Source organism: Microbacterium sp. T32 (assembly GCF_001619615.1).
Lineage (GTDB): Bacteria > Actinomycetota > Actinomycetes > Actinomycetales > Microbacteriaceae > Microbacterium.
Map to the genome: position 1 here is coordinate 69,092 of NZ_LQQP01000077.1, position 20,349 is coordinate 89,440.

At 70.2% G+C, this 20,349-nt stretch carries 19 protein-coding genes; 13 read left to right on the forward strand and 6 right to left on the reverse strand.

Features of this window, described 5'->3' with window-relative positions:
* Positions 1–50 precede the first annotated feature (50 nt).
* Positions 51–1,226 carry a 4-hydroxybenzoate 3-monooxygenase gene (locus AVW09_RS16335; protein WP_063259050.1) on the reverse strand — a complete coding sequence of 392 codons (1,176 nt, stop codon included), beginning with the start codon at positions 1,224–1,226 and terminating at the stop codon, positions 51–53.
* 178 nt (positions 1,227–1,404) lie between these two features.
* Entirely contained in the window at positions 1,405–2,157 is a 753-nt protein-coding gene (locus tag AVW09_RS16340; protein WP_063259051.1) for an IclR family transcriptional regulator, read from the reverse strand.
* Between the two features lie 91 nt (positions 2,158–2,248).
* Between AVW09_RS16340 and pcaH the strand changes: the two genes are divergently transcribed.
* The 8 genes from pcaH to AVW09_RS16380 all read left to right on the forward strand — a co-directional run bounded on the left by pcaH (position 2,249) and on the right by AVW09_RS16380 (position 10,126).
* Positions 2,249–3,061, forward strand: a complete 813-nt coding sequence (gene pcaH, locus AVW09_RS16345; protein ID WP_063259052.1) for a protocatechuate 3,4-dioxygenase subunit beta — start codon at positions 2,249–2,251, stop codon at positions 3,059–3,061.
* Entirely contained in the window at positions 3,058–3,606 is a 549-nt protein-coding gene (gene pcaG / locus AVW09_RS16350) for a protocatechuate 3,4-dioxygenase subunit alpha (RefSeq protein WP_197462677.1), read from the forward strand. The genes pcaH and pcaG overlap by 4 nt, the downstream gene beginning before the upstream one ends.
* On the forward strand, positions 3,596–4,921 hold the full coding sequence (locus AVW09_RS16355; RefSeq protein ID WP_063259053.1) for a lyase family protein: 1,326 nt from the start codon (positions 3,596–3,598) through the stop codon (positions 4,919–4,921). Before pcaG ends, AVW09_RS16355 begins: the two co-directional genes overlap by 11 nt.
* Complete coding sequence (locus AVW09_RS16360) at positions 4,918–5,685, forward strand: alpha/beta fold hydrolase (RefSeq protein WP_063259054.1); 768 nt, start codon at positions 4,918–4,920, stop codon at positions 5,683–5,685. The genes AVW09_RS16355 and AVW09_RS16360 overlap by 4 nt, the downstream gene beginning before the upstream one ends.
* Positions 5,685–6,065: a 4-carboxymuconolactone decarboxylase gene (gene pcaC / locus AVW09_RS16365; protein WP_063259055.1), complete on the forward strand. Its 381-nt coding sequence runs from the start codon at positions 5,685–5,687 to the stop codon at positions 6,063–6,065. Before AVW09_RS16360 ends, pcaC begins: the two co-directional genes overlap by 1 nt.
* Before the next feature lie 100 nt (positions 6,066–6,165).
* The gene (locus AVW09_RS16370) at positions 6,166–7,467 is read left to right on the forward strand and encodes a C-glycoside deglycosidase beta subunit domain-containing protein (protein ID WP_063259056.1); all 1,302 of its coding nucleotides are present in this window, start codon (positions 6,166–6,168) and stop codon (positions 7,465–7,467) included.
* Between the two features lie 10 nt (positions 7,468–7,477).
* Positions 7,478–8,953 carry a C-glycoside deglycosidase beta subunit domain-containing protein gene (locus tag AVW09_RS16375; protein WP_063259057.1) on the forward strand — a complete coding sequence of 492 codons (1,476 nt, stop codon included), beginning with the start codon at positions 7,478–7,480 and terminating at the stop codon, positions 8,951–8,953.
* 120 nt (positions 8,954–9,073) lie between these two features.
* Positions 9,074–10,126 (forward strand): Fic family protein, encoded by a 1,053-nt coding sequence (locus tag AVW09_RS16380; protein ID WP_063259058.1) that lies wholly within the window; start codon positions 9,074–9,076, stop codon positions 10,124–10,126.
* Between the two features lie 35 nt (positions 10,127–10,161).
* On the opposite strand, the gene AVW09_RS16385 is transcribed toward AVW09_RS16380, so the two are convergent.
* The 4 genes from AVW09_RS16385 to AVW09_RS16400 form a co-directional block, all read right to left on the reverse strand.
* Positions 10,162–10,794, reverse strand: a complete 633-nt coding sequence (locus tag AVW09_RS16385; RefSeq protein ID WP_063259059.1) for a TetR/AcrR family transcriptional regulator — start codon at positions 10,792–10,794, stop codon at positions 10,162–10,164.
* Positions 10,795–10,808: 14 nt separating this feature from the next.
* A complete protein-coding gene (locus AVW09_RS16390; protein WP_063259060.1) occupies positions 10,809–12,245 on the reverse strand; it encodes a GH39 family glycosyl hydrolase in 1,437 nt (478 codons plus the stop codon).
* Between the two features lie 20 nt (positions 12,246–12,265).
* Positions 12,266–13,429 (reverse strand): FAD-dependent monooxygenase, encoded by a 1,164-nt coding sequence (locus AVW09_RS16395; RefSeq protein ID WP_063259061.1) that lies wholly within the window; start codon positions 13,427–13,429, stop codon positions 12,266–12,268.
* 179 nt (positions 13,430–13,608) lie between these two features.
* Positions 13,609–14,547 carry a LysR family transcriptional regulator gene (locus tag AVW09_RS16400; RefSeq protein ID WP_063259141.1) on the reverse strand — a complete coding sequence of 313 codons (939 nt, stop codon included), beginning with the start codon at positions 14,545–14,547 and terminating at the stop codon, positions 13,609–13,611.
* A 225-nt stretch (positions 14,548–14,772) separates the two neighbouring features.
* Here AVW09_RS16400 and AVW09_RS16405 point away from each other — a divergent pair, with 225 nt between their 5' ends.
* From AVW09_RS16405 to AVW09_RS16425, 5 genes are all read left to right on the forward strand, one after another.
* The gene (locus AVW09_RS16405) at positions 14,773–16,065 is read left to right on the forward strand and encodes an extracellular solute-binding protein (RefSeq protein WP_063259062.1); all 1,293 of its coding nucleotides are present in this window, start codon (positions 14,773–14,775) and stop codon (positions 16,063–16,065) included.
* A gap of 74 nt (positions 16,066–16,139) precedes the next feature.
* On the forward strand, positions 16,140–17,108 hold the full coding sequence (locus AVW09_RS16410) for a carbohydrate ABC transporter permease (RefSeq protein ID WP_063259063.1): 969 nt from the start codon (positions 16,140–16,142) through the stop codon (positions 17,106–17,108).
* 1 nt (position 17,109) lies between these two features.
* Positions 17,110–17,946: a carbohydrate ABC transporter permease gene (locus tag AVW09_RS16415; RefSeq protein WP_063259064.1), complete on the forward strand. Its 837-nt coding sequence runs from the start codon at positions 17,110–17,112 to the stop codon at positions 17,944–17,946.
* A 71-nt stretch (positions 17,947–18,017) separates the two neighbouring features.
* A complete protein-coding gene (locus AVW09_RS16420; RefSeq protein WP_063259065.1) occupies positions 18,018–18,812 on the forward strand; it encodes a TIM barrel protein in 795 nt (264 codons plus the stop codon).
* Positions 18,809–20,323 (forward strand): GMC oxidoreductase, encoded by a 1,515-nt coding sequence (locus tag AVW09_RS16425; protein ID WP_063259066.1) that lies wholly within the window; start codon positions 18,809–18,811, stop codon positions 20,321–20,323. The genes AVW09_RS16420 and AVW09_RS16425 overlap by 4 nt, the downstream gene beginning before the upstream one ends.
* Positions 20,324–20,349 lie beyond the last annotated feature (26 nt).

A 20,349-nucleotide genomic window follows, 5' to 3' on the forward strand; every position in this document is an offset into this window, starting at 1 on the left:
TCTGTCGCCTCGGGTGCTCCCGAGCGACAGATATTGACCCCTCACGCGCCTTACAGCGGCCAGCCCGTGTACGCCTCCGCAAGGTACGCGCGTCCGTGCTCGGACTCCACCACCGAGCGCAGCTCGCCGAGCTGACGGCGGCGGTCGAAGTCGGTGGCATCCGGAGTCACGTGCAGGAGGCTCGTCATCCACCACGAGAAGTGCTGCGCCTTCCAGATGCGGTGCAGCGCTCGCTCGGGGTACGTCTCGAGCGGGCGCGCGTCGCCCTCGGAGAGCAGCGCGTTCAGCGCGTCGGCGAGGAGGCGCACGTCGGCGACCGCGAGGTTCATGCCCTTCGCGCCGGTGGGCGGGACGGTGTGGGCCGCGTCCCCGACGAGCGCGACCCGGCCGCGGAGCAGTTCGTGGGCGACGAAGCTGCGGAAGCGCAGGACGTCGCGCTGGAAGATCGGCCCCTCCTTCAGCGTCGTGCCGGGCACACGCTTCTGGAGCTCGTCCCACAGCTGCGCCTCGGAGTACGCCGCGGTGTCGGTTTCGGGGTCGCACTGGAAGTACATCCGCTGCACGGTCGCCGACCGCTGGCTGATCAGCGCGAAGCCGTCGGAGGAGTTGCTGTAGATCAACTCCTCCGAGCTCGGCGGCGCTTCGCACAGGATGCCGAACCACGCGAACGGGTACTCGCGGAAGTATCCGCCCGTGCTCGATCCCGTCACCGCGGCGCGGGCGACGCTGCGCGACCCGTCGGATCCGACGACGAACTCGGCCTCGATCTCGAACGGCTGTCCCTCGGCGTCCCGGGCGATCACGCGGGGGCGGTCGGTCTCGGCATCCACGACGCTCTCCGCCGTGACGCCGAACCGCAGGTCCTGCCCGGCGGCGAGGCGCGCGGCGATGAGGTCCTTCAGCACCTCGTGCTGCGGGTACAGCCACACGGAACGGCCGACGAGCGACGGGAAGTCGATGCGGTGACCCTCGCCGGCGAAGCGCAGCTCGATGCCGTCGTGGCGGTGCCCGACGGTCCGGACACGCGACGCGTCGCCGAGCGTGTCGAGCAGTTCGACCGTGCCCTGCTCCAGGATGCCGGCGCGGATCGTGCTCTCGATCTCGTCGCGCGAGCGCTGATCGATGACGACGGACGGGATGCCGCTGGCATCGAGCAGGTGCGAGAGCAGCAGCCCCGCGGGGCCGGCGCCGACGATCGCGACACGGGTGCGGACGGTGGTGGTCATGGCGTCTCCTTCGACGGGTACCCGCCCGATGCTCGCCCGCATGCCGCCGCGCCGCTGCCGGATTCCCAATGAACGGGCAGCCGTCCTCTCGCGTGAGGGGTCAAGATCTGTCGCTTCGGCGCTCCGCAGGCGACAGATATTGACCCCTCACGCGCGGGGGAGAGGGGGGCGCGGGGGGCTAACGCCGGTAGCCCAGGGCGCGCTCGGTGTCGCGCGCGGCGCGGTGCAGCTCGCCGAGGGCGAACTGCGTCTCGGCGTCGCGTGGGAGAACGACCGACAGCGCGGCGATCACCGCGCCCGTCTCGTCACGCACGGGGACGGCCACCCCCGTGGACACCTCGTCGACATAGCCCGGGGCGATGACGTGGCCGAGTGTCCGGATCTCGGCGAGGGTGCGGCGCAGGGTCGCGGGGTCGACGATCGTGGACGGCGTCACCGGCGTGAGCGGTCCCCCGAGCACGCGCTCCTGCAGGTCGCGCGGACCGAAGGCGAGCAGCACGAGCCCCGACGAGGACGCGTGCAGCGGCAGCCGTCCCGCGACGCGCGTGATGTTCGCCCCCGAGTCCGGCGCGCTCAGCCGCTCGAGGAACAGCGCCTCGTCCTGCTCGAGGATCGCGAGCTGCGTGTGCTCCCGCACGCGCACCTGGACCCGCTCCATGAACGGCAGCGCCGCCTGCCGCAGACGCAGCGCGTGTGACGAGCGCGTCGCCAGCTCCCACAACCGCATGCCGACGCGCACCCGGCGCTCCTCGTCGCGCTCGAGGAGTCCGGCATCCACGAGTTCGTTCACGATCCGGTGCGCGGACGAGCTCGGCAGGCCCGCCCGGCGGCCGATCTCGGCGGTCGTCTGCGCGGTGCGCGTGGGCGTGAAGGTCTCCAGGATGCGCACCAGGCGATCGGTCACCGAGTCGCCCGAGGGGGAGTTGGCCATGGACTCAGGATGCCACGACTCCCATTCAGCGGGAACGCGCTGGCGCACGACTCGGGGCATGCCGGAACATGGATCGGTCGAAGGAGACCCGATGTCCCGCACCCCCGCCGCTGCCCCCGAATCGCTCCTCGCCGCCCCCGACCAGGCGACGCAGGACGAGATCACCCGCGAGATCCAGGCCGCGCACGCCGCGCTCGAGGCCCGCGAGGCCGCGGGCGAGCAGCTCCCCGCGACCGCGTACGACTTCCCCGCGTACCGGTCGAGCGTGCTCCGCCACCCCACGAAGAACCCGAAGCTCGTCGACCCCGAGACCATCGAGCTGTTCTCGCCCGCGTTCGGGCAGCGCGACGTCGCCGCGATCGAGTCGGACCTCACGCTGCAGCACGCCGGCGAGCCGCTCGGTGAGCGCATGACCGTGCGGGGGCGCCTGCTCGACTCGTGGGGGCGGCCGCTCGCGAATCAGCTCATCGAGATCTGGCAGGCCAACTCGGCGGGCCGCTACATCCACCAGCGCGACCAGCACCCCGCTCCGCTCGATCCGAATTTCACCGGTGCCGGCCGTGCGATCACGAACGACGCGGGCGAGTACGCCTTCACGACGATCAAGCCCGGCCCCTACCCGTGGAAGAACCACCGCAACGCCTGGCGTCCGGCGCACATCCACTTCTCGGTGTTCGGCACGTCGTTCACGCAGCGCCTCGTGACGCAGATGTACTTCCCCGGCGACCCGCTGTTCGCGCTCGACCCGATCTACAACAGCATCCACCGGCAGAAGGACCGCGACGCCCTCGTCGGCGTCTACGACCACGACCTCACCTCCCCCGAGTGGGCCACCGGCTACCGGTTCGACATCGTCGTCGACGGCCCCGACCAGACGTACTTCGAGCAGGAGGGCGACGCATGATCCCCCCGAAGACCCACCGCCCGACGCCCGGCCAGACGGTCGGCCCGTTCTTCGCCTACGGGCTGGAGTTCCCGAAGCAGCACGAGGTCGCGTCCCCGCACTCGCCCGGCGCGATCGTGCTCGGTGGCACCGTATACGACGGTGCGGGAGCCCCGATCCCGGATGCGCTGGTCGAGATCTTCGCGGCGGATGCCGACGGCTCGGTGTCCCGTGCGCGCGGCGCGTTCCGCCGCGACGACCACACGTTCACCGGATTCGGGCGCGCCTTCACGAACGACGAGGGGCACTACGAGTTCTGGACGCGCGAGCCCGGTGGTACGGCGGCCTTCTTCGCGGCGATCGTGTTCGCGCGCGGCCTTCCGAACAAGCTGCACACGCGCATCTACGTCCCCGGCGACGACGCCGCGTTCGCCGCCGACCCGCTGCTGTCCTCGCTCGACGCGGACGAGCGCGCTAGCCTCGTGGCGACGCGTACGCCCGACGGACACCTCCACCACGACATCCGGCTGCAGGGCGAGAAGGAGACGGTCTTCCTTGCCTTCTGACCCCCTCGACGCCGGGCTCCTCTCGCCGGCGACCGTCGGTCACGACATCCTCGTCTCGGATCGGGCGTACCTGGATGCGCTCGTCCGCGCGGAGTGCGCGCTCGTCACGGCCTACGCCGATCGGGGCGTCGCGCCCCGCGAGATCGCGGTCGCCGTGGATCACTCGTTCGGCCTGGACCAGAAGGACGGCTCGCCGTCGCTCGGCATCGACCTCGGCGCGCTCGCGGCCGCGTCGGTGGCCGGCGGCAACCCGGTGATCCCGCTCGTCGGCGAGCTGAAGGGCCGCGTGCCCGCCGCGTGCCGCCCCTGGATCCACCGCGGCGCGACGAGCCAGGACATCCTCGACACCGCGACGATGATCGTCGCGCGCGCCGCGGTCGCGCAGATCGTCGCGTCCCTCACGCACACCGGACAGTGGCTGCGGGCGCTCGCCGAGACGCACGCCGACACCGTCGCCGCGGCCCGCACGCTCACGCAGCACGCCGTCCCCACGACGGTCGGTGCGCGCGCGGCGGCGTGGGAGCGTGGCATCCATCGCTCGCGGGTGCGGCTGGAGGCGCTGGTGTTCCCCGCGCAGCTCGGCGGAGCGGCCGGAACCCTGGCGTCGTTCGTCGAGATCACGGGATCGGTGGATGCCGCTGCCGCCCTGCCCGCGGCGTACGCCGAGGCTGCGGGGCTCGACGTGCCCGACGCGCCGTGGCACGTCACGCGGTGGCCGGTGACCGAGCTGGGCGACGCGCTCGTGCAGGCGATCGACGCGCTCGGCGCGTTCGCGGCCGACGTCGCGACCCTCAGCCGCACCGAGATCGGCGAGGTCGCCGAGGGCACCGGCGGCGGATCCTCGGCCATGCCGCAGAAGCAGAATCCGGCCGAAGCCGTGCTCCTCCGCTCCGCCGCGCTGCGCGCGCCGCAGCTGGCCGCGACGCTGCACCTGGCATCCGCTCTCGCCGTCGACGAGCGCCCCGACGGAGCCTGGCACGCCGAGTGGCCGACGCTGCGCGAGCTGCTGCGCCTCGCGCTGGGCGCGTCGTGGCACGCGTCGTCGCTCGCGGCGCACCTGCGCATCGACACGGATGCCGTGGCCCGGAACCTCGCGCTCACCGGCGGCCGCATCGTCAGCGAGCGCCTGCGCGGGGTGCTCGTGCCGCTGATCGGGGCGGACCGTTTCGCGGCGCTCGTCGGCGGCGACGGCGACCTCGGGGAGGCGCTGCGCGCGCTGCCCGAGACCCGCGACCTCGATCTCGACGCGCTGCTCGACCCGGCCGGCTACGTCGGCCTCGCGCCGCGCCTGGCCCGCACGGGGGACGCCCGATGATCGCGCTCACCGCCCCCGTCGGCCCCGCCGACGCGCCCCTCGTCGTTCTGGGGCCGTCGCTCGGCACATCGACGATCCTGTGGGAGGACGTCGTGCCGCTGTTGGCCGACGACTACCGCGTCGCGGCGTGGGACCTCCCGGGCCACGGCGCGGGTCCGGTGGCGACAGGAGCGTTCACCGTCGCCGACCTCGCCGATGCGGTCGCCGCCGCCGTCCCCGACGAGACGTTCCTCTACGCCGGCGTCTCGCTCGGCGGCGCGACAGGCCTCGAGCTGGCGCTGCGCCACGGCCCCCGGCTGCGCGCCGCCGCGATCGTGGCATCCGGAGCCCTGCTCGGTGAACCGCAGGGGTGGATCGACCGGGCCGCACAGGCGCGGACGCAGAGCACCTCGAGCCTCATCATCGGTTCGGCGCAGCGCTGGTTCGCCCCCGACTCGATGGCCCGGCGCCCCGAGCTCAGCGGCCGCCTGCTGCACGTCCTGCAGGACGCCGACGACGAGAGCTACGCCCGCTGCTGCGAGGCGCTCGCCGCGTACGACGTGCGGTCGTCGCTCGGTGAGATCAAGGTGCCGGTGCTCGCGGCGTGGGGGCAGTTCGACGCCGTCGCGCCCGAGGAGAAGGCCGTCGAGATCGCTTCGGGTGTGGCCGACGGCCGCGCGGTGCGCATCGACGACGCGGGTCACCTGCCGCCCGCGGAGCAGCCGGAGGCCGTGGCATCCGTCCTCCGATCCTTCTTCGCCACCGTCTCGGGAGACGATGCCTGATGGCCACCGACCAGGAACGCTACGACCAGGGCATGGTGGTGCGCCGCGAGGTGCTGTCGGACGCGCACGTCGACCGCGCGACCGCCGCCGCGACCGAGCTCACCGCCGACTGGCAGGACTTCATCACGCGCGTGGCGTGGGGCGACGTGTGGTCGCGGCCGGGTCTGGATCGTCGCTCGCGCTCCGTCGCGGTGCTGTCGTCGCTCATCGCCCACGGCCACCACGAGGAGCTCGCGATGCACCTGCGCGCGGCGATCCGCAACGGCCTGACCATCGATGAGATCCGCGAGGTCATCCTGCAGTCCGCGATCTACTCCGGAGTCCCCGCCGCGAACACGGCGTTCCGCATCGCGTCCGAGGTGTTCCGCACGGACGCGTGACCCCTCACGCGGGCTGATGCGGGGGATCAGCAACGCTTATGTCGGAATCGGGCATAAGCGGGGTAGCGTCGAGAGCGAACCCCAGAGAGAGTGAGCGACGATGCTTCTCGAAAGAGACCTCATCCAGTCCGTCGGATTCCGCAACGTCCGCGAGGGCGGCGAGATCACCGGCTTCCAGTTCCGCGTCCGCATGCCGTCGTACCGCGGCATGGCCGCCTCCCTCATCGACGGAATCGGCGTGAGCATCCCCGGGCTCGTCGACGTCGCCCCCGACGTGCCGCTGTGGACGCTGCAGGGGAAGCAGTACACGCTCGCCGAGCTGTGGGACGGCGACGGCGTGCGCTGGCCGCTCGAGGACGCGGCGATCGTGACCGTGCCGCTCCCGGGCGGTCTGCCCGACGGTGTGCACGAGCTGTCGATCGAGCTGCGGCTGCGCATGTCGTACATCCCGCAGGAGCACCAGCCGAGCACCTACCGCGTGACCAAGCACGTCACCCTTGCGCCCGAGGCATCCGGTGCTCCCTTCCAATACGGCGTCTCGCTCTACAGCTACATGAGTGACTTCGGCACGGTCATGGACCTCGAGACCGCGATGGCCTCGATCGCCGACATCGGCGCGACGGGCCTCGAGATCCTCGGCGAGGCGCACATCCCGAACTACCCGAACCCCTCCGACGAGTGGGTCGAGCAGTGGTTCGCGCTGCTGCAGAAGTACGGCCTCGAGCCGACGAACTACGGCTCCTGGATCGACACGCGCCTGCACTCCAGCGGCCCGAACGCCCGCGACATGACCGCTGAAGAGGGCGCCGCCGTCCTGCAGCGCGACCTGCGCCTCGCGAAGCGCCTCGGTTTCCGGTTCGTGCGGCCGAAGATCGGCGTCGTCTCCAGCGACCTCGTCCCGCACCCGATCTGGACCGAGGCCGTCGAGGCCTCGCTGCCGCTGGCGGAAGAGCTCGACGTCATCATCTGCCCCGAGATCCATTCGCCGACGCCGATCAAGCACGAGGTGGTCGAGGACTACATCGCCCTCATCCGCCGCACCGGCACGAAGCACTTCCGGCTGCTGCTGGACACCGGGATCTTCCAGGACCGCCCGATTCCGCTCAAGCCCGGCGAGCTGCCCGGCCAGCGCCCGGCGTTCCTCGACGGCATCCATGTCGACCCCAACGACGTGTTCGACGTCATCGACAACGTGGTGTTCATCCAGGCGAAGTTCCACGACATCGACGAAGAGCTCGACGACAAGCAGATCCCGTGGGAGCCGGTGCTCCGCGCGCTGAAGGACGCCGGGTACACCGGCTACCTCTCGAGCGAGTACGAGGGCGAGCGCGAGCCGTGGCGCTCGATCGAGCAGGTGCGCCGCCAGCACTCGCTCATCCGCCAGATCGCCGACCGGCTCTGAGGCGGCCGCCGTGCCGAACGGACTGATCCACGACGACAGCCTCCGTCCCCACCCGGACGGGCTCGCGCTGCGCCTGACGATCCCCTGGTACCGCAGCCTGTGGCTGTCGTCGGTCACGTCGCTCGACCTCTCCGTCGACGGGGAGCGAGTGGATGCCGACGACCTCCGGTTCGAGCTCGGCGACCGCACGTACCGCCTCGACGACCTGCCGGAGCAGAGCGAGACGCTGTGGTTCCTGCAGCAGCACCCGCTGCTCGTGGCGCGGCGCGCCGAGCCCGTCGCCCTCGGCGAGACGCACGACGTCGTGCTGCACGGCGAGCTGCGGCTGCCCTACATGCAGATCGCGCCCGGGGTCGACGGCGGACCCGGGATGTACGTGCCGAACGTGGTGCACGACGTGAAGACTCTGACGGTCGTCGACGCGGATGCCGCGCCCCCGGCGCTCGTGCACGAAGTGGCGCCGCCGCCGCCCGCCGTCGACGGCGACCCGTTCCAGCTCGGGCTCACGCTCTACTCCGCCAGCGCGGAGTTCCGCGCCGGGTGGTACGACTTCGACGGGCTGCTCGACCGGGTGGCGGAGCTCGGGATCGGGCCCGGCATCGAGATCGTGGCATCCCAGATGGTGCCGACGTATCCGGTCGTCGGCGACGACTTCGTGCGCACGTGGCGCGCGGCGTTCGACCGGCACGGGTTCGTCGCGAGCTCGTTCGGGGCGAACCTCGACATGGGCCGCCGCCGCGATCGCGACATGACGCCGGACGAGGAGCTCGCCTTCTCGACCCTCATGTTCGAGGGCGCGAAGAAGCTCGGGTTCCCGCTCGTGCGCATCCAGTCGGCCAAGCCCGATCTCCTGCGCCGGCTGCTGCCGATCGCGGAGGAGCTCGAGCTGAAGCTCGCGTACGAGATCCATGCGCCGATGGGCCCGAACGCCGAGCCGATCCTGCGCGTGCGCGAGACGTACGCCGAGCTCGACTCGCCGCTGCTGGGCTTCGTCGCCGACTTCTCCTCGACCATGCACGCGATGTCGCCGACCCTGCTGCGCGCCGTCCGCCGCGCGGGGCTCGACGACGAGGCGGTCGCGCGTCTCCAGGAGATCTGGGCGACGGATGCCACCATGCAGGCGCGTCAGCAGGAGTTCCTCGGCTACCTCCGCGGCCGGGACTTCGACCCGGGGCGCCTCGGATCGTTCGCGCACCTCGCCTTCAACATGCACGGCCGCGTCGACCCGCGCGAGTGGGCCGACATCATGCCGCAGATCCTGCACGTGCACGCGAAGTTCTACGACATCGACGACGACGGCGAGGAGCCGGCGATCGACTACCCCGAGCTCGTGCGCGTCTTCGTCGAGGGCGGCTACCGGGGCTTCTGGTCGAGCGAGTGGGAGGGCCACGCGTTCGCCGAACTCGGCGAGGTCGACCCGCTGCTGCTCGTCCGCCGCCAGCACGACCTCATCCGCGCGTCGATGCGGGCGGTGCCGGCACTCTGACCGTTCCCACAGCCCTGTGGGCTGCGTCGTCCCCGTCGCGCGGCGGCGCGAACCTCAAGAATCTACTAAATGTCCTAATGTGATGTCTTAATTAGCAAGTTTAGTAGATTGAGGAGCAGGATGAGATCGTTCATCGACCTCGATCGCTTCATCGGATCCGTGCCCTTCGACGTCGTAGCCTCGCTCCGAGCGGTCGACACCGGACGAGGGAGTGAAGCGCTCTTTCGGGACAAGCTCCCTGCTCTCCTCACCTCCCTCGCGGAGCGTGCGCGCGTGGCCAGCATCGAAGCGTCCTCCGCGATAGAAGGCGTGGTGGTGGCGGACCGAGCGAGAGCGGACGCCATTCTCGGCGGTGAAGTCACCGGTTTGCGTGACCGCAGCGAGCAGGAGCTCGCCGGCTACCGAGAAGCGCTCGACTACCTGTACCAGGAGCCCTGGCGGCCGCTGAACATCGGCCTCCTCCTGCACCTCCACCGGCTGTTGTTCCGGTACACGGACATGCCGGGCGGTGTGCTCAAGACCACGGAGAACCTCGTCGTCGACCGCCACGCGGACGGCAGCACGACCACTCGTTTCACCCCCGTCGCGCCGACCGAAACACCGGCCTACCTCGAAGAGCTGATCGCGCGGTATAGAGGCGCGATCGACGCCGACCGGCATCATCCGATACTGCTCGTCGGCCTGTTCGTTCTCGATCTGCTCACCATCCACCCGTTCGGAGATGGCAACGGGCGCATCACGAGAGCCCTCACGAACGCTCTCCTCCAGGATGCGGGCTACGACGTGACGCGTTACGTCTCGCTCGAGGACCGCATCGCCCGGAGCGCCGATGCTTATTACGCCGGCCTGTTGGCCTCGACCCGCGGCTGGCACACCGGTGATCACGACCCGTGGCCATGGCTGCGCTACTTCGTCATCGTCGTTCGCGACTCCTACGAACAGTTTGCCGCGATCACCGCCGCGAACCGTTCGACGGGGAGCAAGCAGGACCGCGTCCGCGACTACGTCACCAACCATGCCGCCCCGACCTTCCGCATGGCGGACATCCGCGCCGCCTTGCCGGGCGTCAGCGATCAGACGATCCGTCTCGCTCTCGACCAGCTCCGAGTCGCGGGGATCGTGCAATCGGACGGAGCCGGGCGCTCTGCCACCTGGACTCGAATCGGCGGGTAACCCGTCGAGCTGCACTGTGCGGGGCGCTGCTCCCGTCAGTCCGCCGACACCGTGAGGTACACCGTGCGGGCGAGGCGGTCGAGGAGGTCGGACCAGGCATAGGTGTCGTGCGGGCTCGCCGTCGCTGTCACGCCGAGTCCGAGATAGCGCACGCACAGGCTGTAGAAGATCTCGAAGGCCCAGTGCGCCCGCTCCGGTGACAGCTCGACGCCGTGCTCCTCGGCGGCCCCGAGCAGCGCGTCGATGAAGACACCCTGCCCGGCATCACCCGACACGCGCCCGCGCTCGAGGATCTCGGCATCCTCCACGCCCAGGAGGAAGAACGGCGACAGCAGGTCGCGGTTCTCGCGCAGGATCCCCGCGTAGGCGGTCACGATCGCGGACGTCGCCGCCGCGAAGCTCGCCGCGCCCACGCCGGCCGCGCCGACGCGCTCCGCGGTCTCGACGTCGAGGCGGTCGAACTCCTCGCTCTGGATGAGCCTCAGCAGCCCTGCCTTGCTGGACACCCGGCCGTAGATCGATCCGATGGACACCTCCGCCCGCGCGCTCACCTCCGCGAGCGAGAACTGACCGGTCCCGCGCTCGTGCAGGAGCTCCAGGACCGCGGCGCGCACCTTCGCGAAGGAGTCGCGGCTGCGCTGCTGCTTGGGCTCGGATACGCCGCGCACGGGAGCTCCTGTCCTCAGGCCGTCAGTTCCACGAGCATCGCGGACTGCGGCGGCAGGGGGATGTCCAGCTGGAGGGTGCCCGTCTCGGACACCGTCACCGGCCGCGGGCCGTGGGCCACGCCGTCCAGCGACGTCACGGTCGCGTGCAGGGTGGCATCCGTCCAGGGAAGGTTGCGGACCTCGATGCGCACGGAGTCCACGCCCGCGGATGCCAGCTCGGGACGCTGCGGGGGGAGGGTCAGCCCCAACTCGATCCGCTGTTCGCCGATCGGGATGCGGAACGTGAAGCGGTCCTCCTCGCGCGGGGCGAGCGCGCTGTCGGGGGCGACGTAGTTCGCCACCAGGATCCGCACGGTGTCGCCGTCGCGGCCGGCGGCCACCGCGAGACCCGACTCGTCTCCGCCCGAGACGGCGAGACGCCGGCCGGTGAGGGCGCGTCCGGCGAGGGCGAGCGCGTGAGAACGCTCATCCGGATTGCCGTCGACGTCGCCGACCCCGCCCGGATCGACGAAGCCGTAGTGCGGGTCGCGGCCGCTGTCGGCGCGGAAGAAGAAGGCGTGGTCGATCACCGTGTCCTGCAGGTAGATCGACGTCGCGGCCTGGAACGCGCCCTTCTCGGCGGCCGGTGCGGAGCTGCTCGGAACCGCGAGGTAGTTCCAGTACGAGAGCGTCAGGTCGGTGTCGGTGAACCCGTGACGGTCGAGGACCTCCCGCAGCTGCTGGGACACGAAGCGGTAGTCCAGCGGATCGCGGCTGCCGTCGGTGAACCACAGGAACGAGAAGAAGTGGAGGGGGAGGTCGTTGGCGCGCACGAACTCCAGGAAGCCCTCGCGGTAGGGCGCGTCGGCTTCGAGCGCGAAGGCGAGCGAGGGGCCGCCGACCGTCAGGGTGGCATCCACTCGGAGAACCGCCTCGCAGAACGCGCGGTACATGGCGTAGAACTCCTCGGGCCGCCCCGCGAAGTGCAAGGGTCCGAAGTCGGGCTGATCGCCGAACTCGTAGATGCGGATGGGCTTCGCGGGCCCGCCGGCCCACCCCTGCGAGTAGTGGCGGACGATGTGCTCGACGACCCGCCCGTAGAGCTCGACGTCCTCGGCCGGGAGCTTGTTCTTCGGGATGGAGCTGGCCACCGTGAACAGGACCTCGGCGCCGATCGCGTGCACGGCGTCCACCCACCGGTCGGTCGCGGCGAAGTTGTAGCTCGCCGGGTCGTCGGGGTCGGCGCTCCAGTCCGGGAACAGGCTCGTCGGGTTGTCGCGCGTGTCCAGGCGCGAGACCCAGTCGAACGACCGGACGACCGTCACCCCGGCCTCGCGCCACAGGGGAGTCATATCGGGGAAGTCGGGGTGTCCCTCGACGGGGCCGGGGACGCCGCCGACGCCGTTCAGCGGGCGGAAGGTGCTCTCGCGGGCGGCATCCACGACAAGGGTGCGGGTGGGCGTGTGCGACACGGTCTTCTCCTCCGAGGGTCTCAGTAGGGCATCCGCAGGAGGCGGTTCGCGTACTCGTTGGCGATCGGCTCGTCGTGGCGGAGGTGCTCGATGCGCGCGCGGTACGTCTCCTCGGTGACGGAGTCGAACTCCTCGAGCATCGACTCGATCGACCGCTCGTGCACCGCGCGCACCCGCGGAAGGCGGCGCTTCATGAAGTTCAGCTGCGCGTCGAGCAGCGACTGGTCCTTCGCGAGCTCCTGCGCGAGCACGACGCCGTCCTCGATGCTCATCGCCGCCCCCGACCCGAGGTACGGGGTCATGGTGTGCGCCGCGTCGCCGAGGATCATCACGCGGCCGCGGAACCACGGGTACGGCACCCACACGGTCGAATACGGCGTGTAGGCCACGTTCTCGGCGTGGCGGACGTCCTCGAGCGCGTCGGACAGGAACTCCGACCCGCGGGTCAGGGCGGCCGCGCGGTCGTGCATGATCTCGGCCATCTTGCTCGCGTCGTAGCGCGGGCGCCCCTCCTCGGCCACGGTGAGCACCATGTACATGAGGTCTTCGGACAGGGGCGTGAGCATGATCTTGCCGCCATAGCCCTGGCAGATGATCGGCTGCATGATCTTGCGGCGGTTGGGAAGTCCCGCGCGCCACGCCACCCCGCCGACCGGGCGGGGAGCGTACTTCTCACCGAAGTACTCGCGACGGATCTGCGAGTGGAGCCCGTCGAAGCCGAGCACGAGGTCGTAGTCGGCGCGGTCGCCCGAGCTGAACGTGACCGTGGCTGTGTCGGCATCCTGTGCGATGTCCGCGACGGTGGTGCTCATCCGGAAGGTGCACCCGTTGGCGAGGGCGTGCTTCGCCGCGAGCTCGAGGAAAGCGATGCGGGACATCGTCACGCAGCCGGGGAGTCCTTCGTCCTGCGTCCCGTAGCTCATGGTGCTCAGGAGGTTGCCGTCGGCGTCGTAGTTGTCGATGCCCGGCGCGGGGTGGCCGATCTCGAGGACGTCCTCCAGGAGCCCGATGTCGCGCACCGCCCGCAGACCGTTGATCCGCAGGCCGAACCCGACGCCGGCCACGCTGATCTCGGGCTTGTCGTCGATGACGTCGACCTGCGCGCCGATCCGGGCGAGGGCCGAGGCCGTGCTCAGGCCTCCGATCCCGGCGCCGACGATCAGGATCCTCAACGGGTGTGCCATGGCGTGCTCCTCTCTGAGCAGACATCGGGCGTCGATGCGGTGCTCGCGGGGAACGCGATTTACCGAATCAGGACGATGGTTCGGATTTCGAGAGTAGCCACGGGCTGCCGGGAACGGCGACCGATGCGGGCGGTGGCTTCCCGATGCGGTCCATCACCGTCCCTGATGCGCCACCGGTGTCACTGCGGCGTGTGCCCCGCGGCGATGAGCCGGCCGGCCTCGGCGAAGAGTCCTCGCATCCACTCGTGCTCGGGATCCCGGGTGTGCGATGGATGCCACCACAACGCGCTCACCAGGGGCGTCGCCACGAACGGGAGCGGGACGACACGGATGCCGCCGATACGCAGGAGGTGCGGCGCGAGGGCGGACTGCACGAGGCCGACGCGGCGAGTGCCGCTGACGAAGTGTCCGACCGAGAGGAAGCTCTCCAGGACCACCTCGATGTGCGGTTCCACGCCGAGCTGCTGGATCTGGCGCGCCGCGGAGGTGAACGCGGAGCGGGACTGGAACGTGAGCACCCAGGGCAGGTCAGAGAGGTTCTTCATGGTCAGTTCCGCGCCGACCTCGGTGTTGTCTTCGGAGACCACCGCGTACCAGTCGTCCTGCCACAGGTCGAGGTAGGGCAGCTCCGACACCGGGCCGTGGGGGATCACCATCGCGTCCGCCGAGCGCAGCCGCGTCGCGGCGTCCTCCACGATGCCGGGGTTGTGCAGCATGTAGCGGAAGCGCACACCGGGCGCGCGCTCGGCGGCGAGGCGCGACACGATCGTGCCGACGGTGACGAAGCCGTAGTCCGAACCGTAGATCGAGAACTCGCGCGTCGATTCCGCCGGCGACCAGGACGCCTGGCTCTCGAACACGCGCCGCGCGGCTTCGAGCGCCGTCGTCGTGTGATCGGTCAGGCGCACGGCGAACGGGGTGAGTTCGTACGTGTTGCCGCGCCGGGCGAGGATCTGGTCGTTGAAGTGGACCCGCAGCCGCGCGAGCGAGGCGCTGAGCGCCGGTTGGCTCAGGTGGAGGCGGTCGGCTGCCCGCGTGACACTGCGCTCGGTCAACAGGGCGTCGAGCGCGATGAGCAGATTGAGGTCGAGTCGCGACAGCGTCGCATGATCGGTCACCACGATGTGATCCTTCGCTCGGATATGCGTCCGGCCAGTGTATCCACCGTGTCTATGCGCCGCACGTGTGTCATCGCGGGGATGGATGCCGACCCTCCCGGCGGGTCTTATGCGCTTCATCCGCAAGACTTATGTGCTTTTTCGGCGCATCCAATCGATACTGAGGAACACAGCACAGGCGCTCCACCGAAGGGGCCGCCGACAACGTCGTCAGAAAGGCTGGCCATGACTCAACCCCGCCGTCGCGTCACGCGGCTCGTAAGTCTCCTCGCCCTCCCCGCCACCGCGGCCCTGGTCCTCGCCGGATGCTCCGGCTCCGGCGGTGGCGACGCCGGCTCGGGCGACGGGAAGTCGTTCACGTTCACGTTCGCGACCTCCAACGACCTCGAGAGCCCCTACCAGACGCTCGCCAACGAATACCAGCAGTCGCACGAGGGTGTGACGATCACCACCAACCCCACGCCGAACGACAAGTACGGCGAGACCATCCGGACGCAGCTGCAGGCCGGCAACGCCTCGGACGTCATCCAGACGACGCCCGGCTCCGGCGACGCGCGCAGCATCCTCCCCCTCGCCCAGGCCGGCTTCCTCGAGCCGCTCGGCGATACCGCGAAGAACCTCATCATCCCGGGCAGCGAGTCGGTCTACACCGTCGACGGCAAGATCTACGGCCAGCCCCTCGACTTCACCATCGGCGCCATCGTCGCGAGCCTCGGCACCGCCAAGATGAAGGGCCTCACCGACTTCCCGACCACGATGAGCGAGTTCACCGCGGCGTGCTCCTCGATGCAGGGCCAGGGCGCCTCGCTCCTCGCCCTCGCCGGTGCCGCCGGTCCCAACGTGGGTCTCACCATCCAGGGCATCTCGGCGACCCGCGTCTACTCGGCCACGCCCGACTGGAACCAGCAGCGCGCCGACGGCAAGGTCACCTTCGCCGGGAGCCAGGGCTGGAAGGACACCCTCCAGACCTTCATCGACCTGAAGGACGCCGGCTGCTTCCAGCCCGGTGCCGAGGGTGGGGGCTTCGACGCCATCACGAACGGCCTCGCGCAGGGCACCTCGGTCGGCAGCTTCATCCCGTCGGGTGCCGCGGTCGAGATCTCCAAGGCCGCGCCGCCGCAGGCCGAGTTCGCCGTCGAGCCCTTCCCCGCCAAGAGCGGCAAGCCGATGGTCCTCGGCAGCTCGAACTACACGCTGTCGATCAACGCCAAGGCCAAGAACAAGCAGGCCGCGGAGGACTTCCTCACCTGGATGGCCCAGCCCGAGCAGCAGCAGCGCTACTACGAGCTCTCGGGTGAGCTGCCCGTCTCGGCCTTCGACAAGCTGGACCTCAGCGGGACCATCTACGCGCCGGTGGCCGACCTGCTGAAGAACAAGCAGTACACCCCGCTGCCGAACAACATCTGGCCTAACCCCTCGGTCTACGAGGCGCTGCAGACCGGCGGTCAGGGACTCCTCACCGGTCAGACGACCATCGACCAGGTGCTCCAGAGCATGGATGCCGCCTGGGGTAACTGACCTCCTCCGCCGCCCGGGACCCGTGCGGACCCGGGCGGCGGAGCCGCACCCTTCCCCACGGAGACGAGGACGTCATGAGCACAACCCTTCGACCGAGCGAGGCGGCTCGGACCGAGACCGAACGCGTGGTGCTGCCGCGCCGCGGACGGCGCCGCGCGCCGGCTCCGCGACGGCCCGGACTGCTGAAGTTCGGCCACTGGTGGTGGGCCCTCCCCGGCATCGTCTTCGTCATCGGCATCCACTACGTCGCCACGAGCGTCGGCGGCTTCTTCGCCTTCACGAACTGGACCGGCATCGGCGCCTTCCAGCTGATCGGTCTGGACAACTTCGTCAAGATCTTCCAGGACCCCACCAAGCTCGGCGCCCTGGGGAACACGCTGTTCCTCGCCTTCGGCTCGGTGATCCTCAGCAACATCCTGGGGCTGGCTTTCGCACTCGGCCTGAACCGCGGTCTCAAGTCCCGCTACGTTCTGCGGACCCTCTTCTTCATGCCGGTGGTGCTCAGCCCCCTGGCGACTTCCTACATCTGGAAGTTCATCTTCGACTACAACGGTCCGCTCAACATCGCGCTGCGCGGGCTCGGACTCGGCAACGTCGCCCGCGCGTGGATCGCCGACCCCACCTGGGCGATCTGGACCATCCTGATCGTGCTGGTGTGGCAGAACATCGGCTTCGCGATGGTCATCTACATGGCGGGTCTGGCCGCGGTGCCGGTCGAGATCGAGGAAGCCGCCGCCATCGACGGAGCGAACCTCTGGCAGCGGTTCTGGCACGTGACCCTGCCGTCCATCCGCCCCGCGGTCGCGATCGCCACGACGCTGGGCCTCGTCAACGGTCTGCGCGTCTTCGACCAGATCATGGCCCTGACCGGCGGCGGCCCTGCCGCGGCCACCGAGACCCTGGCGACGCAGGTGTACAAGCAGTCGTTCGCCCTCGGCAACTTCGGCTACGGCGCGGCCCTCGCGCTGCTGCTGACCCTCATCATCCTGGTCTTCGCGGTCGTGCAGCAGCGTGTGACCGCCGGTCGCTCCGAGGAGTCCTGACATGTTCCGCTACACCAAGCTCACGGCGCTCCGCGAATTCGGCTTCTGGCTCCTCGCGCTGGTCTTCCTCCTGCCGTTCTACTTCCTCATCACCACGGCGCTGAAGTCCGACCGCGAGGTCATCACGTCGTCGACCCTGGCGCCCCCGGCGGCCCCCGACTTCGGCAACTTCCTCAAGGTGCTCACGGCCACCGGCAATTCCAACGTCGTGATGGGCCTCGTCAACAGCATCGTGATCACCGCCGGCAGCATCGTCCTGCTGGTGCTGCTCGGGTCGTTGACCGGCTACGTGATCGCCCGCAGCACCCGCCGGTGGAGCCGCGCCGTCTACTACCTGTTCCTCATCGCGATCGTGCTGCCCACGCAGCTCGGCACCGTGCCGCTGTACATCGGAGCCCGCTCGCTCGGCCTCACCGGCTCGGCCTGGGGCATGATCATCCTCTACACCGGGATGCTGCTGCCGCTGTCGATCTTCCTGTACGCCGGCTTCTTCCGCGGGCTCGGCACCGAGTACGAAGAGGCGGCCACCATCGACGGGGCGAGCCGCACGCAGATCTTCTTCCGGATCGTCCTGCCGTTGATGTCGCCGGCCACCGGCACGGTCGCGATCCTCGCGGGACTCATCGTGTGGAACGACTTCTTCACGTCGCTGATCTTCCTCGGCGGCTCCGCCAATCAGACCCTCCCGGTCGCCATGTACTACTACATCGGCTCGCTGGTGTCCGCCTGGAACAAGATCTTCGCGATCGTCATCGTCTCGATGATCCCGATCCTCGCCTTCTACCTCTTCGCACAGAAGCGCTTCATCCAGGGCTTCGCCGGCGGCCTCAAGGGCTAGGGCGCACCCCGATGGATGCCAGGACCCCTGGCATCCCTCGGTCGTCGCGCCCGCACAACGAAAGGACCTCCATGTACCAGCTCGCTCCGAACATCGAACTGCTCTTCACCGAGGCCGGTGACTACCACGACCGCGTGCGCGCGGCCGCCGCCGCCGGCTTCGACGCCGTCGAGATGTGGGGACCCACCGGCATCGACGCACCCGCGACGCCCAAGGACCTCCCGGCCCTCAAGGTCGCGCTGGAGGAGACCGGTACGCAGCTCACGGCGCAGCTGGCCGAGCCGCGCACGCAGTTCATGATCCCGCCGTGGGACCACTCGGAGTTCTACCGCAAGCTCGACGAGGGCGTCGCGATCGCGCAGGACCTCGGCTGCCCGCGCATCGTCGTCGGCAGCGGCACGGGCTTCGGTGGTTGGAAGCGCCAGGTGCAGCTGGACAAGCTGATCGAGATCTACCGGAAGGCGATCGCGCAGATCGACGGCTCGGGCGTGACGCTCGTGCTCGAACCCGTGAACGTCCGCGTGGACCACCCGGGCTCGCTGCTCGACCGGACGTCGGAGGCCGTCTACGTCGCGCGCGGCGTCGACTCTCCGCAATTCGGTGTGCTGTACGACATCTACCACTCGGCCGTCGAGGGTGAGGACATGGAGGCCGAGCTCGCGAACGCGGGCGACCTCATCGGATACGTGCAGCTCGCCGACGCCCCCGGCCGTGGGGAACCGGGGACGGGCGACCTCGACTGGGCCGAGCGCTTCCGCCTCCTGCGCGCGAGCGGCTACGACGGGCCTATCGGCCTGGAGTACTACCCGACCACCGAGTCCGCGGCATCCGTCGCCCACATCGTCGAGCTGGGGCGGACGGCATGAGCACGCGCGAGTACCCGGAATCGGTCGACGTCGCGATCGTCGGCAGCGGTCCGACGGGCGCCGCGTACGCCCGCGTGCTCTCGGAACGGGCACCCGGCCTCACCATCGCGATGTTCGAGGTGGGCCCGACCGTGTCCGACCCGCCCGGCGCGCACGTGAAGAACATCGCCGACCCCGCCGAGCGCACGCGCGCTCAGGGCGCGTCCGAGGGACCGGGGGAGCGGGGCACGAAGGTCGCCAGCCCCGGTGCCGCAAAGGCCGGAGTGCGCGGGGCGCGTCCCGGAACGTTCCTGCTCGAGGACGGCTACGTCTTCGAAGGGGAGGACGGTCTGCCGGTCGCGGCGATGTCGAGCAACGTCGGCGGCATGGCCGCCCACTGGACCGGCGCGTGCCCGTGGCCCAACGAGAGCGAGCGCATCGCGTTCCTTCCCGACATGGACGAGCTCCTCGTCGAAGCGGAGCGTCTGCTCGGCGTCACGCGAAACGCCTTCGACTCCGCCCCGTTCGGGGAGATCGTGCGCGAGCGCCTGGCGGCCGCGGTCGACGCCGGCCGCACCGAGGCGACGAAGGTGCAGCGGATGCCGCTCGCCGTGCACCGGCGCGATGACGGCCGCCTGGTGTGGTCGGGATCGGACGTCGTCCTGGGGGACGCCACGCGGGCGAACCCGGGATTCGCGCTCCTCGACGAGTCGCTCGTGACCTCGGTGGTGCTCGCCGACGGGCACGCCGCCGGCGTCGTCGTGCGCGACCTCCGGTCGGGCGAGGAGCACGAGATCGCCGCGCGGGCGGTCGTCGTCGCCGCCGACGCGCTGCGCACCCCGCAGCTGTTGTGGGCGTCGGGCATCCGCCCGGCCGCGCTCGGCCGCTACCTCAACGACCAGTCCCAGGTCGTCTACGCCTCCCGCCTTCGCGACGTCGTCGCGCTCGGGGACGACTCCCCGACGACCGGGCTCGCCGAGTACAGCGGCGTCAGCTGGGTGCCGTTCACCGACGCCGTGCCGTTCCACGGGCAGATCATGCAGCTCGACGCCTCGCCGATCGCGCTCGCCGAGGACGACCCGGTCGTGCCGGGCTCGATCGTCGGTCTCGGCCTGTTCTGCGCGAAGGACCTGCGGGCCGACGACCGCGTCGAGTTCGACGACGCGCACCGCGACGGATACGGGATGCCGGCTCCCCGCATCCACTACGTCCTCACCGACCGCGACCACGAGGTGATCGAGCGGGCCCGCGCGGAGATCACGCGTCTGGCCGAGGCGATCGGCGATCCGGTCGGCGACCGTCCCTTCACCCTGCCGCTCGGTTCGTCGCTGCACTACCAGGGCACCACGCGCATGGGGACCGAGGACGACGGGACGAGCGTGTGCGACGTCGACAGCCAGGTCTGGGGCGTCCCGGGTCTGTTCGTCGCCGGTAACGGCGTCATCCCCACCGCGACGGCGTGCAATCCCACGGTGACGTCCGTGGCGCTGGCGGTCCGCGGGGCCCGCGCGATCGCGGCATCCCTTGCCTGATTCCTTGCTTATGCAGGAAATCGACA

Bases quoted from the DNA above. Each gene is read 5' to 3' on its own strand.
- AVW09_RS16395 (WP_063259061.1), bottom strand. From the start codon at position 13,429: ATGGCACACCCGTTGAGGATCCTGATCGTCGGCGCCGGGATCGGAGGC.
- AVW09_RS16425 (WP_063259066.1), top strand. From the start codon at position 18,809: ATGAGCACGCGCGAGTACCCGGAATCGGTCGACGTCGCGATCGTCGGC.
- AVW09_RS16380 (WP_063259058.1), top strand. From the start codon at position 9,074: ATGAGATCGTTCATCGACCTCGATCGCTTCATCGGATCCGTGCCCTTC.
- AVW09_RS16335 (WP_063259050.1), bottom strand. From the start codon at position 1,226: ATGACCACCACCGTCCGCACCCGTGTCGCGATCGTCGGCGCCGGCCCC.
- AVW09_RS16405 (WP_063259062.1), top strand. From the start codon at position 14,773: ATGACTCAACCCCGCCGTCGCGTCACGCGGCTCGTAAGTCTCCTCGCC.
- AVW09_RS16415 (WP_063259064.1), top strand. From the start codon at position 17,110: ATGTTCCGCTACACCAAGCTCACGGCGCTCCGCGAATTCGGCTTCTGG.
- pcaH (WP_063259052.1), top strand. From the start codon at position 2,249: ATGTCCCGCACCCCCGCCGCTGCCCCCGAATCGCTCCTCGCCGCCCCC.
- AVW09_RS16340 (WP_063259051.1), bottom strand. From the start codon at position 2,157: ATGGCCAACTCCCCCTCGGGCGACTCGGTGACCGATCGCCTGGTGCGC.
- pcaG (WP_197462677.1), top strand. From the start codon at position 3,058: ATGATCCCCCCGAAGACCCACCGCCCGACGCCCGGCCAGACGGTCGGC.
- pcaC (WP_063259055.1), top strand. From the start codon at position 5,685: ATGGCCACCGACCAGGAACGCTACGACCAGGGCATGGTGGTGCGCCGC.
- AVW09_RS16420 (WP_063259065.1), top strand. From the start codon at position 18,018: ATGTACCAGCTCGCTCCGAACATCGAACTGCTCTTCACCGAGGCCGGT.
- AVW09_RS16360 (WP_063259054.1), top strand. From the start codon at position 4,918: ATGATCGCGCTCACCGCCCCCGTCGGCCCCGCCGACGCGCCCCTCGTC.
- AVW09_RS16370 (WP_063259056.1), top strand. From the start codon at position 6,166: ATGCTTCTCGAAAGAGACCTCATCCAGTCCGTCGGATTCCGCAACGTC.
- AVW09_RS16410 (WP_063259063.1), top strand. From the start codon at position 16,140: ATGAGCACAACCCTTCGACCGAGCGAGGCGGCTCGGACCGAGACCGAA.